The organism is Tessaracoccus yangjingae, from assembly GCF_055326235.1.
In genome coordinates, this window is the sequence record NZ_JBUZNN010000008.1 from 46,302 (window position 1) to 63,018 (window position 16,717).

16 protein-coding genes and 3 tRNA genes are annotated in these 16,717 nt (G+C 70.6%); 10 read left to right on the top strand and 9 right to left on the bottom strand.

The features are described 5' to 3' along the window. Positions 1 to 19 precede the first annotated feature (19 nt). Positions 20 to 113: transfer RNA gene (locus tag ACZK5D_RS11945), tRNA-Ser, on the top strand. 25 nt (positions 114 to 138) lie between these two features. Here the strand turns inward: ACZK5D_RS11945 and ACZK5D_RS11950 are convergent. Both ACZK5D_RS11950 and ACZK5D_RS11955 read right to left on the bottom strand, forming a co-directional pair. After that, positions 139 to 630, bottom strand: a complete 492-nt coding sequence (locus ACZK5D_RS11950) for a methylated-DNA--[protein]-cysteine S-methyltransferase (RefSeq protein WP_463665435.1) — start codon at positions 628 to 630, stop codon at positions 139 to 141. Beyond that, positions 627 to 2,111 (bottom strand): AlkA N-terminal domain-containing protein, encoded by a 1,485-nt coding sequence (locus ACZK5D_RS11955; RefSeq protein WP_463665436.1) that lies wholly within the window; start codon positions 2,109 to 2,111, stop codon positions 627 to 629. The genes ACZK5D_RS11950 and ACZK5D_RS11955 overlap by 4 nt, the downstream gene beginning before the upstream one ends. 218 nt (positions 2,112 to 2,329) lie before the next feature. On the opposite strand from ACZK5D_RS11955, the gene ACZK5D_RS11960 reads away from it, so the two are divergent. From ACZK5D_RS11960 to ACZK5D_RS11975, 4 genes are all read left to right on the top strand, one after another. Further along, positions 2,330 to 2,402: transfer RNA gene (locus ACZK5D_RS11960), tRNA-Arg, on the top strand. Positions 2,403 to 2,604: 202 nt separating this feature from the next. After that, positions 2,605 to 4,167 carry a glucosaminidase domain-containing protein gene (locus ACZK5D_RS11965; protein WP_463665437.1) on the top strand — a complete coding sequence of 521 codons (1,563 nt, stop codon included), beginning with the start codon at positions 2,605 to 2,607 and terminating at the stop codon, positions 4,165 to 4,167. A 66-nt stretch (positions 4,168 to 4,233) separates the two neighbouring features. Then, positions 4,234 to 4,965, top strand: a complete 732-nt coding sequence (locus ACZK5D_RS11970; protein ID WP_463665438.1) for a glycerophosphodiester phosphodiesterase — start codon at positions 4,234 to 4,236, stop codon at positions 4,963 to 4,965. Positions 4,966 to 4,974: 9 nt separating this feature from the next. Continuing rightward, positions 4,975 to 5,880, top strand: a complete 906-nt coding sequence (locus tag ACZK5D_RS11975; RefSeq protein ID WP_463665439.1) for a 1,4-dihydroxy-2-naphthoyl-CoA synthase — start codon at positions 4,975 to 4,977, stop codon at positions 5,878 to 5,880. A 7-nt stretch (positions 5,881 to 5,887) separates the two neighbouring features. Here ACZK5D_RS11975 and ACZK5D_RS11980 read toward each other — a convergent pair whose 3' ends face one another. Both ACZK5D_RS11980 and upp read right to left on the bottom strand, forming a co-directional pair. Further along, on the bottom strand, positions 5,888 to 6,649 hold the full coding sequence (locus ACZK5D_RS11980; RefSeq protein ID WP_463665440.1) for a YwiC-like family protein: 762 nt from the start codon (positions 6,647 to 6,649) through the stop codon (positions 5,888 to 5,890). A gap of 150 nt (positions 6,650 to 6,799) precedes the next feature. Continuing rightward, positions 6,800 to 7,441: a uracil phosphoribosyltransferase gene (upp, locus tag ACZK5D_RS11985; protein ID WP_458995934.1), complete on the bottom strand. Its 642-nt coding sequence runs from the start codon at positions 7,439 to 7,441 to the stop codon at positions 6,800 to 6,802. Between the two features lie 112 nt (positions 7,442 to 7,553). Here upp and ACZK5D_RS11990 point away from each other — a divergent pair, with 112 nt between their 5' ends. Beyond that, positions 7,554 to 8,150, top strand: coding sequence for a tRNA adenosine deaminase-associated protein (locus ACZK5D_RS11990; RefSeq protein WP_458995935.1), 597 nt, complete (start codon positions 7,554 to 7,556; stop codon positions 8,148 to 8,150). Between the two features lie 33 nt (positions 8,151 to 8,183). Continuing rightward, positions 8,184 to 8,615 carry a tRNA adenosine(34) deaminase TadA gene (tadA, locus tag ACZK5D_RS11995; RefSeq protein WP_463665441.1) on the top strand — a complete coding sequence of 144 codons (432 nt, stop codon included), beginning with the start codon at positions 8,184 to 8,186 and terminating at the stop codon, positions 8,613 to 8,615. A 6-nt stretch (positions 8,616 to 8,621) separates the two neighbouring features. Here tadA and ACZK5D_RS12000 read toward each other — a convergent pair whose 3' ends face one another. Further along, positions 8,622 to 9,794 (bottom strand): MFS transporter, encoded by a 1,173-nt coding sequence (locus ACZK5D_RS12000; RefSeq protein WP_463665442.1) that lies wholly within the window; start codon positions 9,792 to 9,794, stop codon positions 8,622 to 8,624. Between the two features lie 131 nt (positions 9,795 to 9,925). On the opposite strand from ACZK5D_RS12000, the gene ACZK5D_RS12005 reads away from it, so the two are divergent. Beyond that, a tRNA-Ser gene (locus ACZK5D_RS12005) sits at positions 9,926 to 10,013 on the top strand. A gap of 70 nt (positions 10,014 to 10,083) precedes the next feature. On the opposite strand, the gene ACZK5D_RS12010 is transcribed toward ACZK5D_RS12005, so the two are convergent. Both ACZK5D_RS12010 and ACZK5D_RS12015 read right to left on the bottom strand, forming a co-directional pair. Further along, a complete protein-coding gene (locus ACZK5D_RS12010) occupies positions 10,084 to 10,626 on the bottom strand; it encodes a LytR C-terminal domain-containing protein (protein ID WP_458995938.1) in 543 nt (180 codons plus the stop codon). Positions 10,627 to 10,665: 39 nt separating this feature from the next. Continuing rightward, positions 10,666 to 10,959, bottom strand: coding sequence for a type II toxin-antitoxin system VapB family antitoxin (locus tag ACZK5D_RS12015; protein WP_458995939.1), 294 nt, complete (start codon positions 10,957 to 10,959; stop codon positions 10,666 to 10,668). Positions 10,960 to 10,988: 29 nt separating this feature from the next. Here ACZK5D_RS12015 and ACZK5D_RS12020 point away from each other — a divergent pair, with 29 nt between their 5' ends. Next, entirely contained in the window at positions 10,989 to 12,659 is a 1,671-nt protein-coding gene (locus ACZK5D_RS12020) for a helicase HerA-like domain-containing protein (RefSeq protein ID WP_463665443.1), read from the top strand. Between the two features lie 9 nt (positions 12,660 to 12,668). Here the strand turns inward: ACZK5D_RS12020 and ngcE are convergent, their stop codons facing one another. Together ngcE and ACZK5D_RS12030 are read right to left on the bottom strand one after the other, a co-directional pair. Beyond that, complete coding sequence (ngcE, locus tag ACZK5D_RS12025) at positions 12,669 to 14,051, bottom strand: N-acetylglucosamine/diacetylchitobiose ABC transporter substrate-binding protein (RefSeq protein WP_463665444.1); 1,383 nt, start codon at positions 14,049 to 14,051, stop codon at positions 12,669 to 12,671. Positions 14,052 to 14,106: 55 nt separating this feature from the next. After that, entirely contained in the window at positions 14,107 to 15,381 is a 1,275-nt protein-coding gene (locus ACZK5D_RS12030) for an aspartate kinase (protein WP_463665445.1), read from the bottom strand. 140 nt (positions 15,382 to 15,521) lie between these two features. Here ACZK5D_RS12030 and ACZK5D_RS12035 point away from each other — a divergent pair, with 140 nt between their 5' ends. Beyond that, complete coding sequence (locus tag ACZK5D_RS12035) at positions 15,522 to 16,694, top strand: DUF480 domain-containing protein (RefSeq protein WP_463665446.1); 1,173 nt, start codon at positions 15,522 to 15,524, stop codon at positions 16,692 to 16,694. Positions 16,695 to 16,717 lie beyond the last annotated feature (23 nt).

Here is a 16,717-nt window from a genome sequence, read left to right on the forward strand (position 1 = left end):
GCTAGGCTGTGACGGCACTGGAGGTGTCGCCTAGTACGGTCTATGGCGCCCGCCTGCTAAGCGGGTTTGGGGCTTCAACCCCATCGCGGGTTCAAATCCCGCCGCCTCCGCCAGTCATGATCGAGCCCCCGGGACACGTCAGTTCCCGGGGGCTCCGTCGTTGCCGCGCTCAAGGTCGAGCAGGAACTGCTTGCGTTCGGGGCCACCGGCGTAGCCGGTCAGCGAACCGCTCGCCCCCACCACGCGGTGACAGGGCACCACCACGCTCACCGGATTCCTGCCGTTGGCCATGCCCACGGCGCGCGAGGCGCCGGGGCGGCCGATCGCCGCGGCGATCTGGCCGTAGCTGCGGGTCTCCCCGTACGGGATCTCGGCGAGCGCCGCCCACACCTGCCGCTGGAAGTCCGTGCCCGACGGTGCCAGCGGGAGGTCGAATTCCCGCCGCCGGCCGGCGAAGTACTCGGTCAGCTGCCGGGTGGCCTCCGGGAGCGCGTCGTCGACCCGCTCGCCCCAGGCGGACTCGGGCACGGGCGGGCGGTGGTGCCCGTCCATGAGGACCGCCACCAGCGCCCCGTCGGACGAGACGATGGTCAACGCTCCGATGGGCGACTCCATCACGCTGTAGTTCATGGCTTCTCCTGACAACCGGGGTGCCCCGGGATCGAGTTGACGGCGTGGGGCGTGAGCGCCCACAGGTGCTGGGTGGCGTAGGACCGCCAGGGCCGCCAGCGCGCGGACCGCGCGGCGACGTCGACCCCGAGTTCGGCGGCGGCCCGGATCACGCCGAGGTCGGTGGCGGGGAAGGCGTCGGGGTCGCCGAGCCCTCGCATGGCGATCATCTCGACGGTCCACGGGCCGATCCCCTTGAGGGCGGCGAGCCCTGCGCGGGCGGTGTCGCGGTCGGCGCCGACGGAGAGGTCCAAGCGGCCTTCGGCCAGTGCGCGCGCCAGCGTGCGGACAGTGTCGCGGCGGGAGGCGGGGAAGGCCAGAGCGTCGTCGGGTGCCTCCGCGACCGCGTCGGCCGTGGGGAACAGGCGATCCAGGCCAGCGATTCCGGTCTCCACCGGGGTGCCGACGGCGGCGACCAGTCGGGCGCCGTGGGTCCGTGCCGCGGCCGTCGAGACCTGCTGCCCCAGCAGGATCCGGAAGGCGACCTCCTCGCCGTCGATCCCGCGTGGAACCCTCCGCCCAGGATGAGCCCGGACCAGGGGCGCGAGGAGGGGGTCCGAGGCGAGGAGATCGTCGACGGCGACGGGGTCTGCGTCGAGATCCAGGAGACGCCTGATGCGGGCGATGGCGGTGGGCAGCTGAACAAGGTCGCTGACCCCGAGCCGGGCCGCGACCCCCCTGGGTCCCGGCCTCAGCGAGACGACGCCGTGGCCCCCGGGGAGCCGCAGGGTGCGGTGGTAGGCGCCCTCGTGGAAGGACTCGACGCCCTCGACGGCGGTGGCGATGAGGTGGCCGAACACGTTGCACGGGCAGAAGGGCCGACGGACGGGGAGGGTGAGGTCGACGAAGGTGAGGCCACCGTCGGAGCGGGGGGCAGGCGCGCTCGACGGCCGCCGCAGCTGGCTCGGCGTGGCGTCGTAGACCTCCCGGAGCGTGGCGTTGAAGGAGCGCAGGCTCGAGAACCCCGAGGCGAACGCCACGTCGGTGAGCGGCAGCGCCGTGGCTTCGAGCAGCGTCCTGGCCGTGTGCGCCCGGCGGGTCCGGGCCAGGGCCAGGGGGCCGGCGCCCACCCCCTCGTCCAGCAGCCTCTGCACCTGCCGCACGGAGTAGCCCAGCCGCGCGGCCAGGCCGACGACGCCCTCGCGGTCCACGACGCCGTCGTCGATGAGCCGGACCGCGCGGGCGACGGCGTCGCCGCGGACGTCCCATTCGGGCGAGCCGGGTGCGGCTCCGGGCAGGCAGCGCTTGCAGGCCCTGAACCCGGCGAGCTGCGCGGCGGCGGCGGTCGGGAAGAAGCGGACGTTGCGGGGATGGGGGGTGCGGCCGGGGCAGCTCGGCCTGCAGTAGATCCCCGTCGAGGTCACGGCAGTGACGAAGCGGCCGTCGAAACGCGCGTCCTTGGCCCGGATGGCGCGGAGGCAGGCGGCCGTGTCGTCGTGCATGACACCCAGCATGACGCACGGACAGCCCGGGTTCTCGCAGGAATGCGACATCACCGTCCCGGTGGGGCGGTGCCGGCGATCGCCCTGTGCGGCAGCCTCTGCCCATGTGCACGGATGAGTCCCCGCTGGAAGACCGGCGTAGCCCCCTCCCGGACGGAGGGGGCACGGACGGCCCGTTTTGCCCATCCTCCCGGGGTCGCGTATAGTTTCGCGGGCCAGCGCTCGTGGCTCAACGGATAGAGCATCTGACTACGGATCAGAAGGTTGGGGGTTCGAGTCCCTCCGAGCGCGCTGGATGAGGCGCCGGGTGTCCGCACCCGGCGCCTCGGTCATTTCTCCGGCCTCGTCGAACCGCCACCCGATCAGCGGCCGGCCGTGGTGTACCGCAGCGGGTGGTGCGGCACGCCGCAGGGGCGTCGGGGCCCGTGCCAGACCTCAACCTGTGCCTGACATTGCGGTGGTCAGATCCCCGGTCACCGGATTGAATACGGCCATGCCTTCCCCGCGCACCCTCGTCCGTGCACTGCTGGTCCTCGCACTCGCTGCTGTCATGCTGCCCATGCCGCGTCCCGCGGCCGCACTGGACGCCGCGACCTTCGTGACCAGAACAGCCGCCTGGGCGCAGGCCGAGGAGCGCGAGTACGGCGTACCGGCTTCCGTGGCGATCGCGCAGGCGATGCTGGAATCGGGGATGGGTGAGTCCGGGCTCACGAAGAACGCCAACAACTGGTTCGGCATCAAGTGTTCATCGACGGCGAGCCCGTACCAGAACGGCTGCTACAGCGTCTCGACGACGGAGTACGACGCCAACGGCACGGCCTACACCACCACCGCGAGCTTCAGGAAGTACGACACCCCCGAGAAGTCGTTCATCGACCACGGCTACTTCCTCAGCCGGCTGAGCCGCTACGCGAAGGCCTTCAGCTACACCGACAACCCGGACCGCTTCATCGTCGAGGTCCACCTGGGCGGCTATGCGACCGATCCGCAGTACGCCAACAAGGTGATCAACCTGATGACCAAGTACAACCTGTACCAGCACAACGTCACCACGCCGTCGACTGCGGCCTCCGAACTGGTCATCCGCCCGCAGACCAAGGCGTATGCGGGCGCGGCCGCCGCCGTCACCGGGCTCTTGAGCCCGGGGGGCGCCGCGCGCGACATCCTCGTCCAGGTGCTCACGCCGTCGGGCTGGTCCACGAGCAGGAAGGTGGCCGCGGGCTCCAGGGGGCAGTTCTCGATCCCCGTCGACTACAACCTCAACGTCGCGGGGAAGGTCACGTACCGGGTCCAGGCCGTCGCCGCTCAGGGGGTCCTGACCAGCGCGGAGTTCACGCTCGAGCGGCTGCCGCGCGTCTCGGTGCAGGCGATCGCCACCGTGATGGTGAACCAGGCTGCGCGGCTGCGCGGCTCGGCGGCCGGGCTCCAGGGGAGCAGCGTCAAGGCGCAGGTCCTGTTGAACGGCGCCTGGACGGACCACTCGTCCGGCACCGTCGCCTCGGACGCGACGTTCGACCTGCCGCTCACGGTGGGCCAGAGCACCCCGGGCACATGGTCCTTCCGGGCGGTCCTCACCACCTCCAGTGGGGTTGCCTACACGTCGGCCACGGTGAACGGCACGTGGATCAACGACATCTACACCACCGAGGGCACCCACGAGTTCAACGGCCGCCAGTGGAGGACGCGCTGCGAGCCTTACTCGTCGACCACGCGGTGCTTCACGGACATCTGGGCCTCCACCGTCAAGGTGGTCGACGGGAAGTTCGTCAAGACCAACGACTGGACGTTCAACAACATGACGTACAAGCCCAGCAAGCGCACGCTGTGGACCACCAATCCCCTCGGCGGCCATGGCACCCCGGGTCCGAAGGAGTACACCTGGACCTCCGGCGGCCGCGAGTGGAAGGCCGAGTGCGACACCAGCACCACGGGCTACGGCGGCTGCCGCGCCTACATCCTGGCCAGCGTCATCGCGTCCAGGCAGACGGCCTCCGGGGACTGGATCTACGCGTGGGAGCGCTCGTGGGTCTTCAACAACATCGTCCGCTTTTCCTGAGTCCACCCATCGGCGCCGGGCGCCGGCGATGAGTGCCGGGGCTGCGGATCGTGGGAGAATCAGCCGGTGACACAGATCTGGGCCCATAGGGGCGCGAGCGCGTACGCGCCCGAGAACACCCTCCCCGCATTCCAGTTGGCGCTGCAGATGGGCGCCGACGGCGTCGAACTGGACGTCCAGCGCACCGCTGACGGCCAGGTGGTGGCCATCCATGACGAGACCATCAACCGCACGTCGAACGGGTTCGGCCGTGTGGTGGACCAGACGCTGGAGCAGCTTCGGCAGTGTGACTTCTCCAACCGTTTCGCGGGCCGGCGCAACGTCAAGATCCCCACCCTCCGTGAGGTCCTGGACCTGTTCAGAGGGACGGGGGTCACCGTCAACATCGAGCTCAAGAACACGATCGTGCTCTACCCCGGCCTCGAGGACGACGTGCTGCGCATCGTTCAGGACGCCGGGATGCTCGACCAGGTCCTCATCTCGTCGTTCAACCACTTCTCGCTGGCCAACCTACGGGGACGGGTCGCGCCGGGGCAGCTCGGGCTGTTGATGTCCGACGGCATCTACGATCCCTGGAAGTACGCGAAGTGGTTCGGCGCCGGCGCCATCCACCCGCACTACCTGGCGCTGCAGCACCCCAACTTCGTGTGGCTCTGCCACGAGGAGGGAATCAAGGTCAACGCCTGGACGGTCAACAAGGACGACGACGCCCGCTGGCTCGTAGCGCTCGGAGTCGACGCCGTGATCACGAACCTGCCCGACCGCATCGCCGAGGTCCTCCGGGTCCCCGGCCGATAGGCTCGCCCCATGAGCACCTCCGGCAATCCGTTCCGTCCCGAGCTGTGGGACGAGGTAGAGGGTTTCGAGTTCACCGACATCACCTACCACCGGTCCCGTGAGGTGCCGGCGGTGCGGATCGCGTTCGACCGGCCGGAGGTCCGCAACGCCTTCCGCCCGCACACCGTCGACGAGCTGTACCGTGCGCTGGAGCACGCGAGGACGTCATCGGACATCGGCTGCGTGCTGCTCACCGGCAACGGACCCTCCCCGAAGGACGGCGGCTGGGCCTTCTGTTCGGGTGGGGACCAGCGGATCCGCGGCCGCGCCGGCTACCAGTACGCCGAGGGCGAGACCGCGGAGAGCGTGGACGCCGCGAAGCTGGGCCGCCTGCACATCCTCGAGGTGCAGCGGCTGATCCGCTTCATGCCGAAGGTGGTCATCGCACTGGTCAACGGGTGGGCCGCCGGTGGGGGGCACTCGCTGCACGTGGTGGCGGACCTGACGCTCGCGTCGCGGGAGCACGCGAAGTTCAAGCAGACGGACGCCGACGTCGGCTCCTTCGACGCCGGTTTCGGCTCGGCCTACCTCGCACGGCAGGTGGGGCAGAAGTTCGCCCGCGAGATCTTCTTCCTGGGCGACGTGCACGACGCCGAGGACGCCCACCGCATGGGCATGGTCAACCGGGTCGTGCCGCACGAGGCGCTGGAGGATGTCGGGCTGGAGTGGGCCGCGAAGATCTGCGGAAAGTCGCCGACGGCGCAGCGGATGCTGAAGTTCGCGTTCAATGCCATCGACGACGGGCTCATCGGCCAGCAGGTGTTCGCCGGCGAGACCACCCGCCTGGCCTACATGACCGACGAGGCCGTCGAGGGTCGCGACTCGTTCCTGGAGAAGCGGGCCCCCGACTGGTCGAGGTTCCCGTACTACTACTGAGGCGGCGTCAGCCGAGAACCACCAGGGCCAGCGCCCAGGTCGAGAGCAGGATCTCCATCACGCCGATCTGGGCGGGGCGACGCGGGGCCAGCGGCATCCAGAAGGACCTCGCCACCAGCGCCGCAGCCCACGTCAGCCACCACCAACCCATCCAGCCGGCGCCGACGGCCGCGATCATCACGAGCGCCAGCGCCCCGTGGTACGCCTGCGACCGCACGGCCGAGGCGGGGTCGTTCCGCTCCCGGATCAGCGCCTTGACGTGGAGCACGGTGCCCACGAAGTACGCGGTGAGCGCGAGCATCATGGCCACGTCGCGCCAGCGGTTGGGGTCGTCGGCGCCCCACGGCTGGAGAACGGCCATCAGCCCACATGAGGCGATGACGGTGAGGACGCCCGACTGCAGTGATCGTTCCCTCCTCGACGACGCCAGCCACAGCGCCCACGAGACCAGCACCGCGTAGACCGGGGCCCACCACAGCAGCGACGGCCCAAGGATGACGAGGGTCCCGAGGCCCATGAGGGCCGTCGCGACGCCGTAGACGAGGAGCGCGGGCATGTATCGGGAGCGACGGACGGCCGGCGCCTTCAGCGTCAGGGTGGCGGCGTTGTAGGCGAAGTAGCCGAGGAGCCAGGTCAGCCCGAGCGTGAGGTCTCCGGGGCCCAGGGGGCGCGCATCCCGGGCCATCAACAGTCCCGCAAGGTACGGCACGACGAGCATCGCCCACGCCCCGTGTTGCTTCGGCACCCAGCCTGCCGTCGGACCAGCCATCCGGTCACGTTAGCCGACGCCCGTCACGCCTCACCATCCGGCCCCATCTCCGCACATCTCTCGCTGTGGGGCCGACTGCGTGCATATGCACAGCTGCGGCCCCACAGCGAGAAAGATGCAGACGCGGGGCCGAAGGAGCCTGTCAGTGAGTCAGTCGGCCAGGCCGTACAGCCGGTCGCCCGCGTCGCCGAGCCCCGGCACGATGTAGCCGTGCTCGTTGAGGCGCTCGTCGACGGCGGCCACCACGAGGGTGCAGGGCACATCCAGGTCCGCCAGCAGGCGGTTGAGCTTCTCGATGCCCTCGGGGGCCGCGAGCAGACAGATGCAGGTGATGTCGTCCGCGCCGCGGTCCACCAGGTACTGCACCGCCCCGCCCAGCGAGCCGCCCGTGGCAAGCATGGGGTCGAGGACGTAGCACTGGCGCCCCGACAGGTCGTTGGGCAGACGCTCGGCGTAGGTGACGGGTTGGAGGGTGACCTCATCACGGATCATGCCCAGGAATCCCACCTCGGCGGTGGGCATCAGCCGCAGCATCCCGTCGAGCATGCCGAGGCCCGCGCGGAGGATGGGGACCACGAGCGGGGCCGGCTGTGCCAGCTTCACCCCGGTGGTGGCGGTCACGGGGGTCTCGATGCTGGTCTCCGTGATGCGGACGCCGCGGGTGGCCTCGTAGGCCAGCAACGTCACGAGCTCCTCCACGAGCCGCCGGAACACCGGCTGCTCGGTGTGCTTGTTGCGCAGGACGGTCAGCTTGTGATCGACGAGGGGATGGGTGACGACGCAGAGTTCCACGACCCTTACCTTCCCACATCCGGCGCCGGGAGCGTAGCGGTTCGGCCCCCGGCGGTGTGTCGCCTTGCCCGGCGTGCAAGGATGGGGGCCCATGCGATGAAAGGAGTCAGCCGTGGACGCATTCGACGAGGACGCCGAGCCATTCGACCTCACCGACACGGACAAGGACGACTCCGACGAGGCTGACGACGCCGAGGACGACTTCGACGACTTCGACGATCTCGAGGACGCCACCGAGGATGACGTGGACCTGGTCGTGGCCCTCTACCGCGAGGACGGCAAGGCCGTCGCGGTGCCGATGGACGTTGATCTGGCCAACGATCTCGACGAGCTGATCAACCAGCTCGGCCGCCTCCCCGGCGATTCGGGTGCCGACGGATGGGTGTCGGTGGCGGGCGAGTTCTTCGTCATCTGCCGCGTGCGCGGGCGCACCGTCGAGGTGCTCCTCTCGGACGTCACGGCCGCCAACGACTGGCCCATCGCCCGAGACGTCGTGGACTACCTCGGCGAGGAGATGCCGGACGACGACGACGAGCCCGCCCCCCTGGGAGATCTCGGGATGTACGCGGCCAGCGGCCTGCGCCAGTTCGAGCTCGAGGCCATCGCCACGGACTACGACGAGGACTCGGACGTGCTGCTCGGACGCATCGCGGCGAAGCTGAAGGTCAAGACGGAGTTCGAGCGCGCCGTCGAGGCCTTCGACGACTAGCCCGCGGCCTTGGGCACGAGGTGGCACGGCGCCATGCGCCTCGCCCTTGAGGAGGCCGAGGCGGCCGCCCTGCACGGGGACGTCCCCATCGGCGCGGTCGTGCTCAACCCCGACGGCGAGGTGATCGCCCGCGCCGGCAACGAGCGCGAACTCCACGGCGACCCCACCGCCCACGCCGAGGTGGTGGCCATCAGGCGGGCGGCCGAGGTGGTCGGCGAGTGGCGCCTCAACGGCTGCACCCTCGTGGTCACCCTCGAGCCGTGCACCATGTGCGCGGGGGCGGTCGTCGCGTCCAGGGTGGCCCACCTGGTCTTCGGGGCGTTCGACGAGAAGGCGGGGGCGGTGTCGTCTCTGTGGGACGTGGTCCGCGACCCACGCCTGAACCATCGGCCGGCGGTCACCGCCGGGGTGCTCGCCGACGAATGCTCCGCCGTGCTGGACCGGTTCTTCGCCGAGCGTCGCTGACCGGCGCTACTGCGCCACGATCCCGTTGCGCAGGTCCGGCTGCGCCCGGCGGAACACGCTGGCGACGACGACCCCGGCGGCCGCGATCCCCACGCTGACGAGGATCCCGCCGTGGCCGCCCGCCGCGTCGATGGCGATGCCGGCCATCGCGGAGCCCACGGAGGCGCCGAGGAGCTGTCCGGTGCCGATCCAGCCGTACGCCTCTGCGGTGTCAGAGAACGGCACGCTGCCCGCGATCACCGACGACACGGCGGCCAGCGCCGGCGCGATCCCGAACCCGGCGACGAACAGTGCCGCGGACAGCGCCCAGAAGCCGCTCACGAGGGCAGCGATCGCGAACCCCACCACGACGATGAACATCCGCAGCGCGAGCGACCACCGCGTGATGGGGCGGTTCCCGGCGGCCAGGCCGCCGAGCAGCGACCCGAACGACGAGATCGCCAGAACGAGGCCGGCGTTGACGGAGCCGTGGCCGAAAGACGCCACGACGGCCGCCTCCATCGAGGCGAAGGCGCCGATCATCAGCAGAGACGTGACGGACATGAGGAGCACCGACGGGTTGCTCAGCACCCGCCCGAAGCGACGGGAGGCGGCCGGGATCCTCAGCGCGCGCACTCTGGGCGCCAGGATGAACATCAGGCCGCCCACCACCTGCACCGCGACCACCACGAGCAGCGCGGGGCCGGAGCCGAGGCCGGCGACGAGCATGGTGATGGCCACCGGGCCGATCACCCAGATGATCTCCTGGAGCGCGGCGTCGAAGCTGAACAGCGCGGTGAGGAGGTGCTGCGGCGCCAGCTGCGGGTACAGGGTGCGGACGGTCGGGATCACCGGCGGCATGGCCGCGCCGCCGATGGCGCCGAGCAGCATCAGCCAGGGGAGCGTGAGGTCGAGGACGGCCAGCAGGGCGAACGCCGTGACCGAGATCACCAGGGTGCTCAGCAGGACGGGGAGCGTGCCGAACCGGCTCAGCTGCCGCGACACCAGCGGCCCGGCCACCGCCATGCCGACGGAGAACGCGGCCAGCACCAGGCCGGCGGCGGTGTAACTGCCCTGGGTCTGCTGGACGTGCATCAGCACGCCCAGGGAGTACATGCCGGCGGGTAGCCGGGCCGCCAGCTGGGTGGCCACGATCAGTGCCAACCCGGGGGCCCTCATCAACACCGCAAAGTCACGCACCGGCCCCACCTTACGGGCGCCCGGTCGGCCTGGCCACCGGGGTTGCCATGCCTTGCCCTCGGGAGCGGGCCATGTCCTCCGCCGGGAGCACCGATTGGTCAAACCCAGCGACCGCCGGTAAAGTTTTCGGCGGTGATGTGTCTGAGCGGCCGAAAGAGCTCGCCTCGAAAGCGAGAGTGGGGCAACCCACCGGGGGTTCAAATCCCTCCATCACCGCCACAAGGGCCGGCTACGTGAGTAGCCGGCCCTTTCTGCGTCTCATGGAGAGCCCACGGGCCCTCCGTCGCTTCTACGGGGTGGCCGCCGGCGACGGTGCCGCGGGGCTGGGTGAGGCGGACGGCGAAGGCGACGGCACCCGGCACACCTGGCCCCCGTCTGCGCTGACCTGCGAGAAGGGCTCCGGGCCGAACCCGGCGAAGTCCGTGCCGACGTAGATGTCCACCACGCCGTCGACCCTGTCGTCGTACTCGATGACCGGATCCAGGAAGTAGGAGGCGGCGAGACGGATCTGCGGGGTCTCCTGGCGGTTGGCCCGGATCACGGTGCCCTTGATCCGCTCCTCGGTGTTGTCCACCTTGATGACGTTGAAGCCCGCCGTCTCCAGCTGGGCGCTGACGCGGCTGGCCAGCCCGCTGGTGAAGCCGCCGTTGTACACACGCACGGTCACATCCGGCACCGTCACGATCTCCGCCGGGGCCATCACGCACGGCGTGGGCGACGGCGTGGGGAGGGGCTCGGTGAGTGCCTTCCACCCCCAGCTGGCGCCCCACAGGAGCAGGCCCAGCAGCCCCAACAGCAGGATCGGGGTTGCGATGAGCCTGAAGATGCGCACTTGGGTGGGTCTGCTTTCGTCGGTGGAGGCGGGGAGGGACTACTTCAACTCTAGGACGCGCGCGTGCATGGTCTGCCGCTGCTGCAGCGCGGCGCGGAGTGCCCGATGGAGACCGTCCTCGAGGTAGAGCTCTCCACGGTAGGACACGACGTGGGCGAAGAGGTCGCCGTAGAACGTCGAGTCCTCCTCCAGGAGGGCCTCGAGGTCCAGCGTCCGCTTGGTGGTGACCAGCTCGTCGAGCCGGACCTGGTGGGGCGCGATCGCGATCCACTGCTTCTGCGTGAAGCCGTGGTCCGGGTAGGGGCGGGAATCGCCGACTCGCTTGAAGATCACGGGGCCACCCTACCTTGGGCCCCGAACCCATGGGGCTGTGCCAGAGTAGGGGAGTGAGCAACGAGGCACTCATCCAGACCATCACCGCGGGCTACACCTTCGACTCGCCCACCGCCACCCTGGGCGTGCTCCTCGACGGCGACCCCGTCGTCGACGCGCCGATCCGGATCCCGCTGTCGATGTTCAACCGCCACGGCCTGGTGGCGGGCGCCACCGGCACAGGCAAGACCGTGACCCTGCAGGTGCTCGCCGAGGCGCTCAGCTCTGCGGGCGTCCCGGTCTTCGCCGCCGACATCAAGGGCGACCTCAGCGGCATGGCCACCCCCGCCCAGGGCTCCGAGAAGCTGCTCGCCCGCGTTGCGAAGCAGGGGCAGGACTGGCAGCCGACCGCCTTCCCGTGCGAGTTCTACGCGCTCGGCGGTGAGGGCGTGGGCGTCCCGGTCCGGGCCACGGTCTCGTCGTTCGGGCCCATCCTCCTGTCGAAGGTGCTGGGGCTGAACAAGGTGCAGGAGTCGTCGCTGGGGCTGGTGTTCCACTACGCCGACAAGGCGGGGCTGGCCCTGCTGGACCTCAAGGACCTCGTCGAGCTGCTCAAGTACCTCATCTCCGATGAGGGCAAGCCGGAGCTCAAGGGCATCGGCGGCATCTCGAGCGCCACCGTCGGGGTCATCCTGCGCTCGCTGGTGACCCTCTCGGACCAGGGCGCCGACGTGTTCTTCGGCGAGCCGGAGTTCGACCCCGACGACCTGTTGCGCATCGCGCCGGACGGCCGGGGAGTGGTTTCGCTGCTGGAACTGCCCCAGCTGATCGCCCGGCCGGCGCTCTTCTCCACCTTCCTGATGTGGTTGCTGGCGGACCTGTTCACCTCGCTGCCCGAGGTGGGCGACATCGACAAGCCGAAGCTCGTGTTCTTCTTCGACGAGGCGCACCTGCTCTTCAACGACGCCTCTGACGCGTTCCTCGACGCCATCACGCAGACGGTGCGGCTCATCAGGTCCAAGGGTGTGGGCATCTTCTTCGTCACCCAGACGCCGAAGGACGTACCCGACGACGTGCTCGCCCAGCTCGGCTCGCGCATCCAGCATCAGCTCCGAGCCCACACCCCCAACGACGCGAAGGCGCTGCGGGCCACCGTCTCCACCTACCCCACGTCGGGCTACGACCTGGAGGAGGTGCTGCAGCAGCTGGGTATCGGCGAGGCGATCGTGACCGTGATGGGCGAGAGGGGCGCCCCCACGCCGGTGGCCTGGACGCGCATCTGGGCGCCCGAGTCCCAGATGGGGCCCACCCCAGAGGAGCACCTGCGGGCAGGCGTGGCCCTGTCCGCCCTCACCGCGAAGTACGGCACCCCGCTGGACAGGCACTCGGCCTACGAGGTCCTCACCCGGAAACTGGCCGACGGGGCCGCCCGCGCCGAGGAGGAACGCCTCGAGGCAGAGCGGCAGGAGGAGATGCGCCGGCTCGAGCAGGAACTCGCGGCCGCGGACAAGGAGCAGGCCAGGCTCGAGAGGGAGGCCCGGGCGGAACAGGCCCGCCGGGAGAAGGAGGCACGCGCGGAGGAGGCCGCCCGCCGCCGCTACGAGCGGGAGAACCCCGGCCTGGTGGAGCAGGTCACCCGGTCCAGCGTGTTCAAGGACCTGGTCCGCACCGCGGGCCGGGAGATCATCCGTGGCGTCTTCGGCACCGGCCGCCGTCGCTGACGGACGCTGTCACTCGACGGTGTAGCGCTCCACGGTGGGATCGTTGCGGACGCGGTCCGAGGCGGCCTGCAAGCGTTCCGCGAGGGCGGCCGCGGTCATCGAGCCGCCGAGGAACTGCGCCCAGGCCGCGTTGGTCTCGGGGCCGAGACCGTAGTGGGTGACGAAGCGCCACGTGAACACGTGCTCGCCGGCGTCCGCCAGGAGCCTCGTCTGCGACGCCAGCGCCGTTGACTCCAGATCGCTGGGGACGGACTCACGCACCACCGTCGGGATGAGGCGGGTCCCGGAGAAGAGCGTGGTGGCCTCGCGGGACAGCATGGTGCGCAGCAGCTCCTTGCCCCCCGCCACGTTTGCCGCGTCGCGCGGCACGAGGAACTGCTCCGTGGGCGAGGCGTGGATCGCGGTCTGGGGCAGGGTTGGCGCGGCGGTGAGCGTGGGCACCGGGGAGGCGGTCATCCCGAAGTCCTGCGCCTCCACCGCCTGCATCTCGGCCGCGATCCAGGCGCCGGACGGGTAGAACAGGGCAGACAGGTCCCGCGCCCACAGCGCCTGCGCCTCGAGGTAGGGGCCTCCCCGCAGCACGAAGCCCGCGCTCACGCACTGCTCCAGCTGCTCCAGCACGCCGACCATCGCCGGGTGGGTCCAGGAGTCCTCCGCGAGGTTGTCCAGCGCCACCCGGACCTCGTGCCCGCCCTCCTTGATCGCCGAGGCGATCGCCAGCTCCTGGTAGTACTCGGCCGCCTCGTCGCCCCACACGAACAGGTAGCGGCCCTGGGCCCGGGCGAGCTCGCCCAGGTCCAGCAGCCTGTCCCACGTGGCGGGGACCGCCCACCCCTCGGCCGCGAACCTGGGTGCGGAGTACCACAGGCCGTAGACGGACAGCGCGTAGTTGAGGGCGATCAGCCTGTCGTTGAAGGTGCCGGCCTCGAGCACGCCGTGGTACAGCGTCTCGCCGATGGGCTGGCCCTCCAGGTTTGGGCCCTCGATCAGGTCGTCGAGCGACTCGAACCGGTCCGCCAGCTTGCCGACGGGGAGCAGCAGCGCGCCCGAGTTGTCGACGAGGTCCGGCGGGGTGGCGCCGTCCGCGAGGAGGGGCTCCATGGTGCCGAGCACGTCGTCGGTGGCCGAGATGCTCACCCGCACGCCGTCGTAAGCGGCCTCCAGGGTCTCGGCCGCGAACTCGACGTAGTCGGTGCCGAACGCGCCGTCGAAGACCACCGCACGGATCCGCGAGGGGACCACCAGGCCGAACGGCAGGGCGCTCGGAGAGGGGGACGGGCTGGGGGTGGGGGAGGCGCTCCCGTCCGACGGCGCCGCCGGGCAGGCGGTCAGCGGCGCGACGGCGGCGACGGCCAGTGCAGACAGGAAGCCGCGGCGGCTGGGACGGGACATGGTTCCTCCGGAGTTGCTGCCACCTTAGTGGCAGGCCCCGGGCACCGGCGAACCCCTACCGGCCAGTGCCCGCGTACACGGTGGCGGCCTCGTCGGCGTCCAGCCCGAACGCCGAATGCGCGGCCTGGACGGCGCGGTCCACGTCGTCCGCGCCCACGATGACCGAGATCCGGATCTCCGAGGTGGAGATCATCTGCAGGTTCACCTCGACGCTGGCGAGGGCCTCGAAGAAGGTGGCCGAGACGCCTGGGTGCGACCGCATGCCCACGCCCACGACGGACACCTTGCCGATCTGGTCGTCGTACAGCAGCTCCTCGAAGCCCACCTCGTCCTTGATCGCCTCCAGCGCCTCGATGGCGCGGGCCCCGTCGGCCATGGGGAGGGTGAAGGAGATGTCGGTCTTCACGTCGCTCAGGCGCGAGACGTTCTGCACGATCATGTCGATGTTGATGTCGTGCTCCGCGATGGCCTTGAAGATGCGCGCGGCCTCGCCGACCTTGTCCGGGACTCCGGCGACGGTGACCTTCGCCTCGCCGCGGTCGTGCGCGACACCGGTGATGATGGCTTCTTCCATGGATTCGTCCTTGTCGATCTCGTCCTGGCTCTTCACCCAGGTGCCCGGCTTGTCGGAGAAGGAGGAGCGCACGTGGACCGGCACTCCCTCGCGGCGCGCGTACTCGACGCAGCGCAGGTGCAGGATCTTGGCGCCGGAGGCGGCCATCTCCATCATGTCCTCGTAGCCGATGGCGCGGATGTGGCGCGCGGACGGCACGATCCGCGGGTCCGCGGTGTACACGCCGTCGACGTCGGAGTAGATCTCGCAGAAGTCCGCGCCCAGCGCCGCGGCCAGCGCCACGGCGGTGGTGTCCGAGGCCCCGCGGCCCAGCGTGGTGACGTCCTTCGTGGTCTGGGACACGCCCTGGAAGCCGGCGACGATGGCCACGTTGCCCTCCTCCAGCGCCCTCTCGACGCGGCCGGGAGTGATGTCGATGATGCGGGCGTTGCCGTGGGTGGGGGTGGTGATCACACCCGCCTGCGAGCCGGTGTATGACACGGCATCGACGCCCAGGTCCGACAGCGCCATCGCCAGGAGGGCGGCGGACTGCCTCTCGCCGGTGGTGAGCAGCATGTCCAGCTCGCGCGACTTGGGTTGCGGCGAGACCTGGAGCGCCAGGTCCATCAGTTCGTCCGTGGTGTCGCCCATGGCCGAGATGACGATGATCACGTCGTGACCGTCGGCCCGCGTGCGGGCGATGCGCCGCGCCACGCGCTTGATCGACTCGGCGTCGGCCACCGACGACCCGCCGAACTTCTGGACAATGCGACCCATGCAAGACCTCCCTGGAACCCGTCACAGGATAGTTGTCCCGGGCCGGGGGCGGGAAGCCCGTCCGAAGGCACCGCCACGGCTCCGGACGTAACGCCGACCGCGGGACACCTGGCGGGCCTCCCCGGGGTAGTGTCGACGGCGTGACGCTGCCGATCCTCACCGCCGAAGAACAGCGCGTGCTCGGGTGCCTCCTGGAGAAGGAGGTCACGGTGCCCGACACCTATCCCCTCACGCTCAGCGCGCTGCGCACGGCGTGCAACCAGAAGAACAGCCGTGAGCCCGTCGTCGAGTACGACGAGCGCACCGTGCAGGACGCGCTGCGGGCGCTCAAGGACCGGGGGCTGGTCCGGGTGACGTGGCTGGACTACGGCCGACGCACCCTCAAGTACGCGCAGGCGCTGGTGCAGGAGCTCGGGATCGCGGACGACGAGCGTGCCCTGCTCACGCTGCTGCTCCTGCGCGGCCCGCAGGCCGCGGGCGAGCTGAAGACCCGCGCCGAACGGCTTCACGCGTTCCCGGACCGGGCCGCGGTGGAGGCCTGCCTGGCGGCGATGGCGGCCCGCGACGAGCCGCTGGTGGTGCAGCTGGAGCGCAGGCCCGGGCAGCAGGACGCCCGCTGGCTGCACCTGCTGGGTGAGGCTCCCGCCGATGCGGCCCCCGCAGGGGCGGACCGGGAGCAGGTCCTGGCCGACGGCGCGGCGGCGCGTGACGCGGCCGTGGTCGCGGCCTACGACGCCGTCGCGGAGGCCTACGCGGAGGAGCGCCAGGCGCTCGCGCCCTTCGAGAAGTGGTTCCTGGCCCGGATCGCCGAGTTGGCGGGTCCGCACCGCACCGCGGACGTCGGCTGCGGGGCCGGCGCGGTCACGGCGTTCATGGCGGAGGAGGGCGCGGACCCGCTGGGGATCGACGTCTCCGCGGCCATGGTGGCCGAGGCGGCCCGGAGACATCCCAACATCGACGTCGAGGTGGGCGACATGCGCCGCCTGCTGCGCCCGACGACCGCGGCGGGCTGGGGCGCCGTCGTGGCCTGGCACTCACTGGCGCACTTCGCGCCCAGTGAACTCCCCGGGATCATCCGCGGGCTCGCGGAGGTGCTGCTCCCCGACGGGGTGCTGGCGCTGGCCGTGCAGACCGGGGCCGGCGTGGATCGCCGCGAGGAGTGGTTCGGGGAGCCGGTGGACCTCACGTTCGTGCGCCACGACGTGGCGGAGGTGCGCAAGGCCGTGCAGGCGGCCGGTCTGGGCTACATCGAGAGCTACGTCGTCAACGACGACGAGCCCACCGAGAGGCTGTACCTGATTGCCAGCGGCTGATCGTGGTCTCCCCGCCCCCCGGC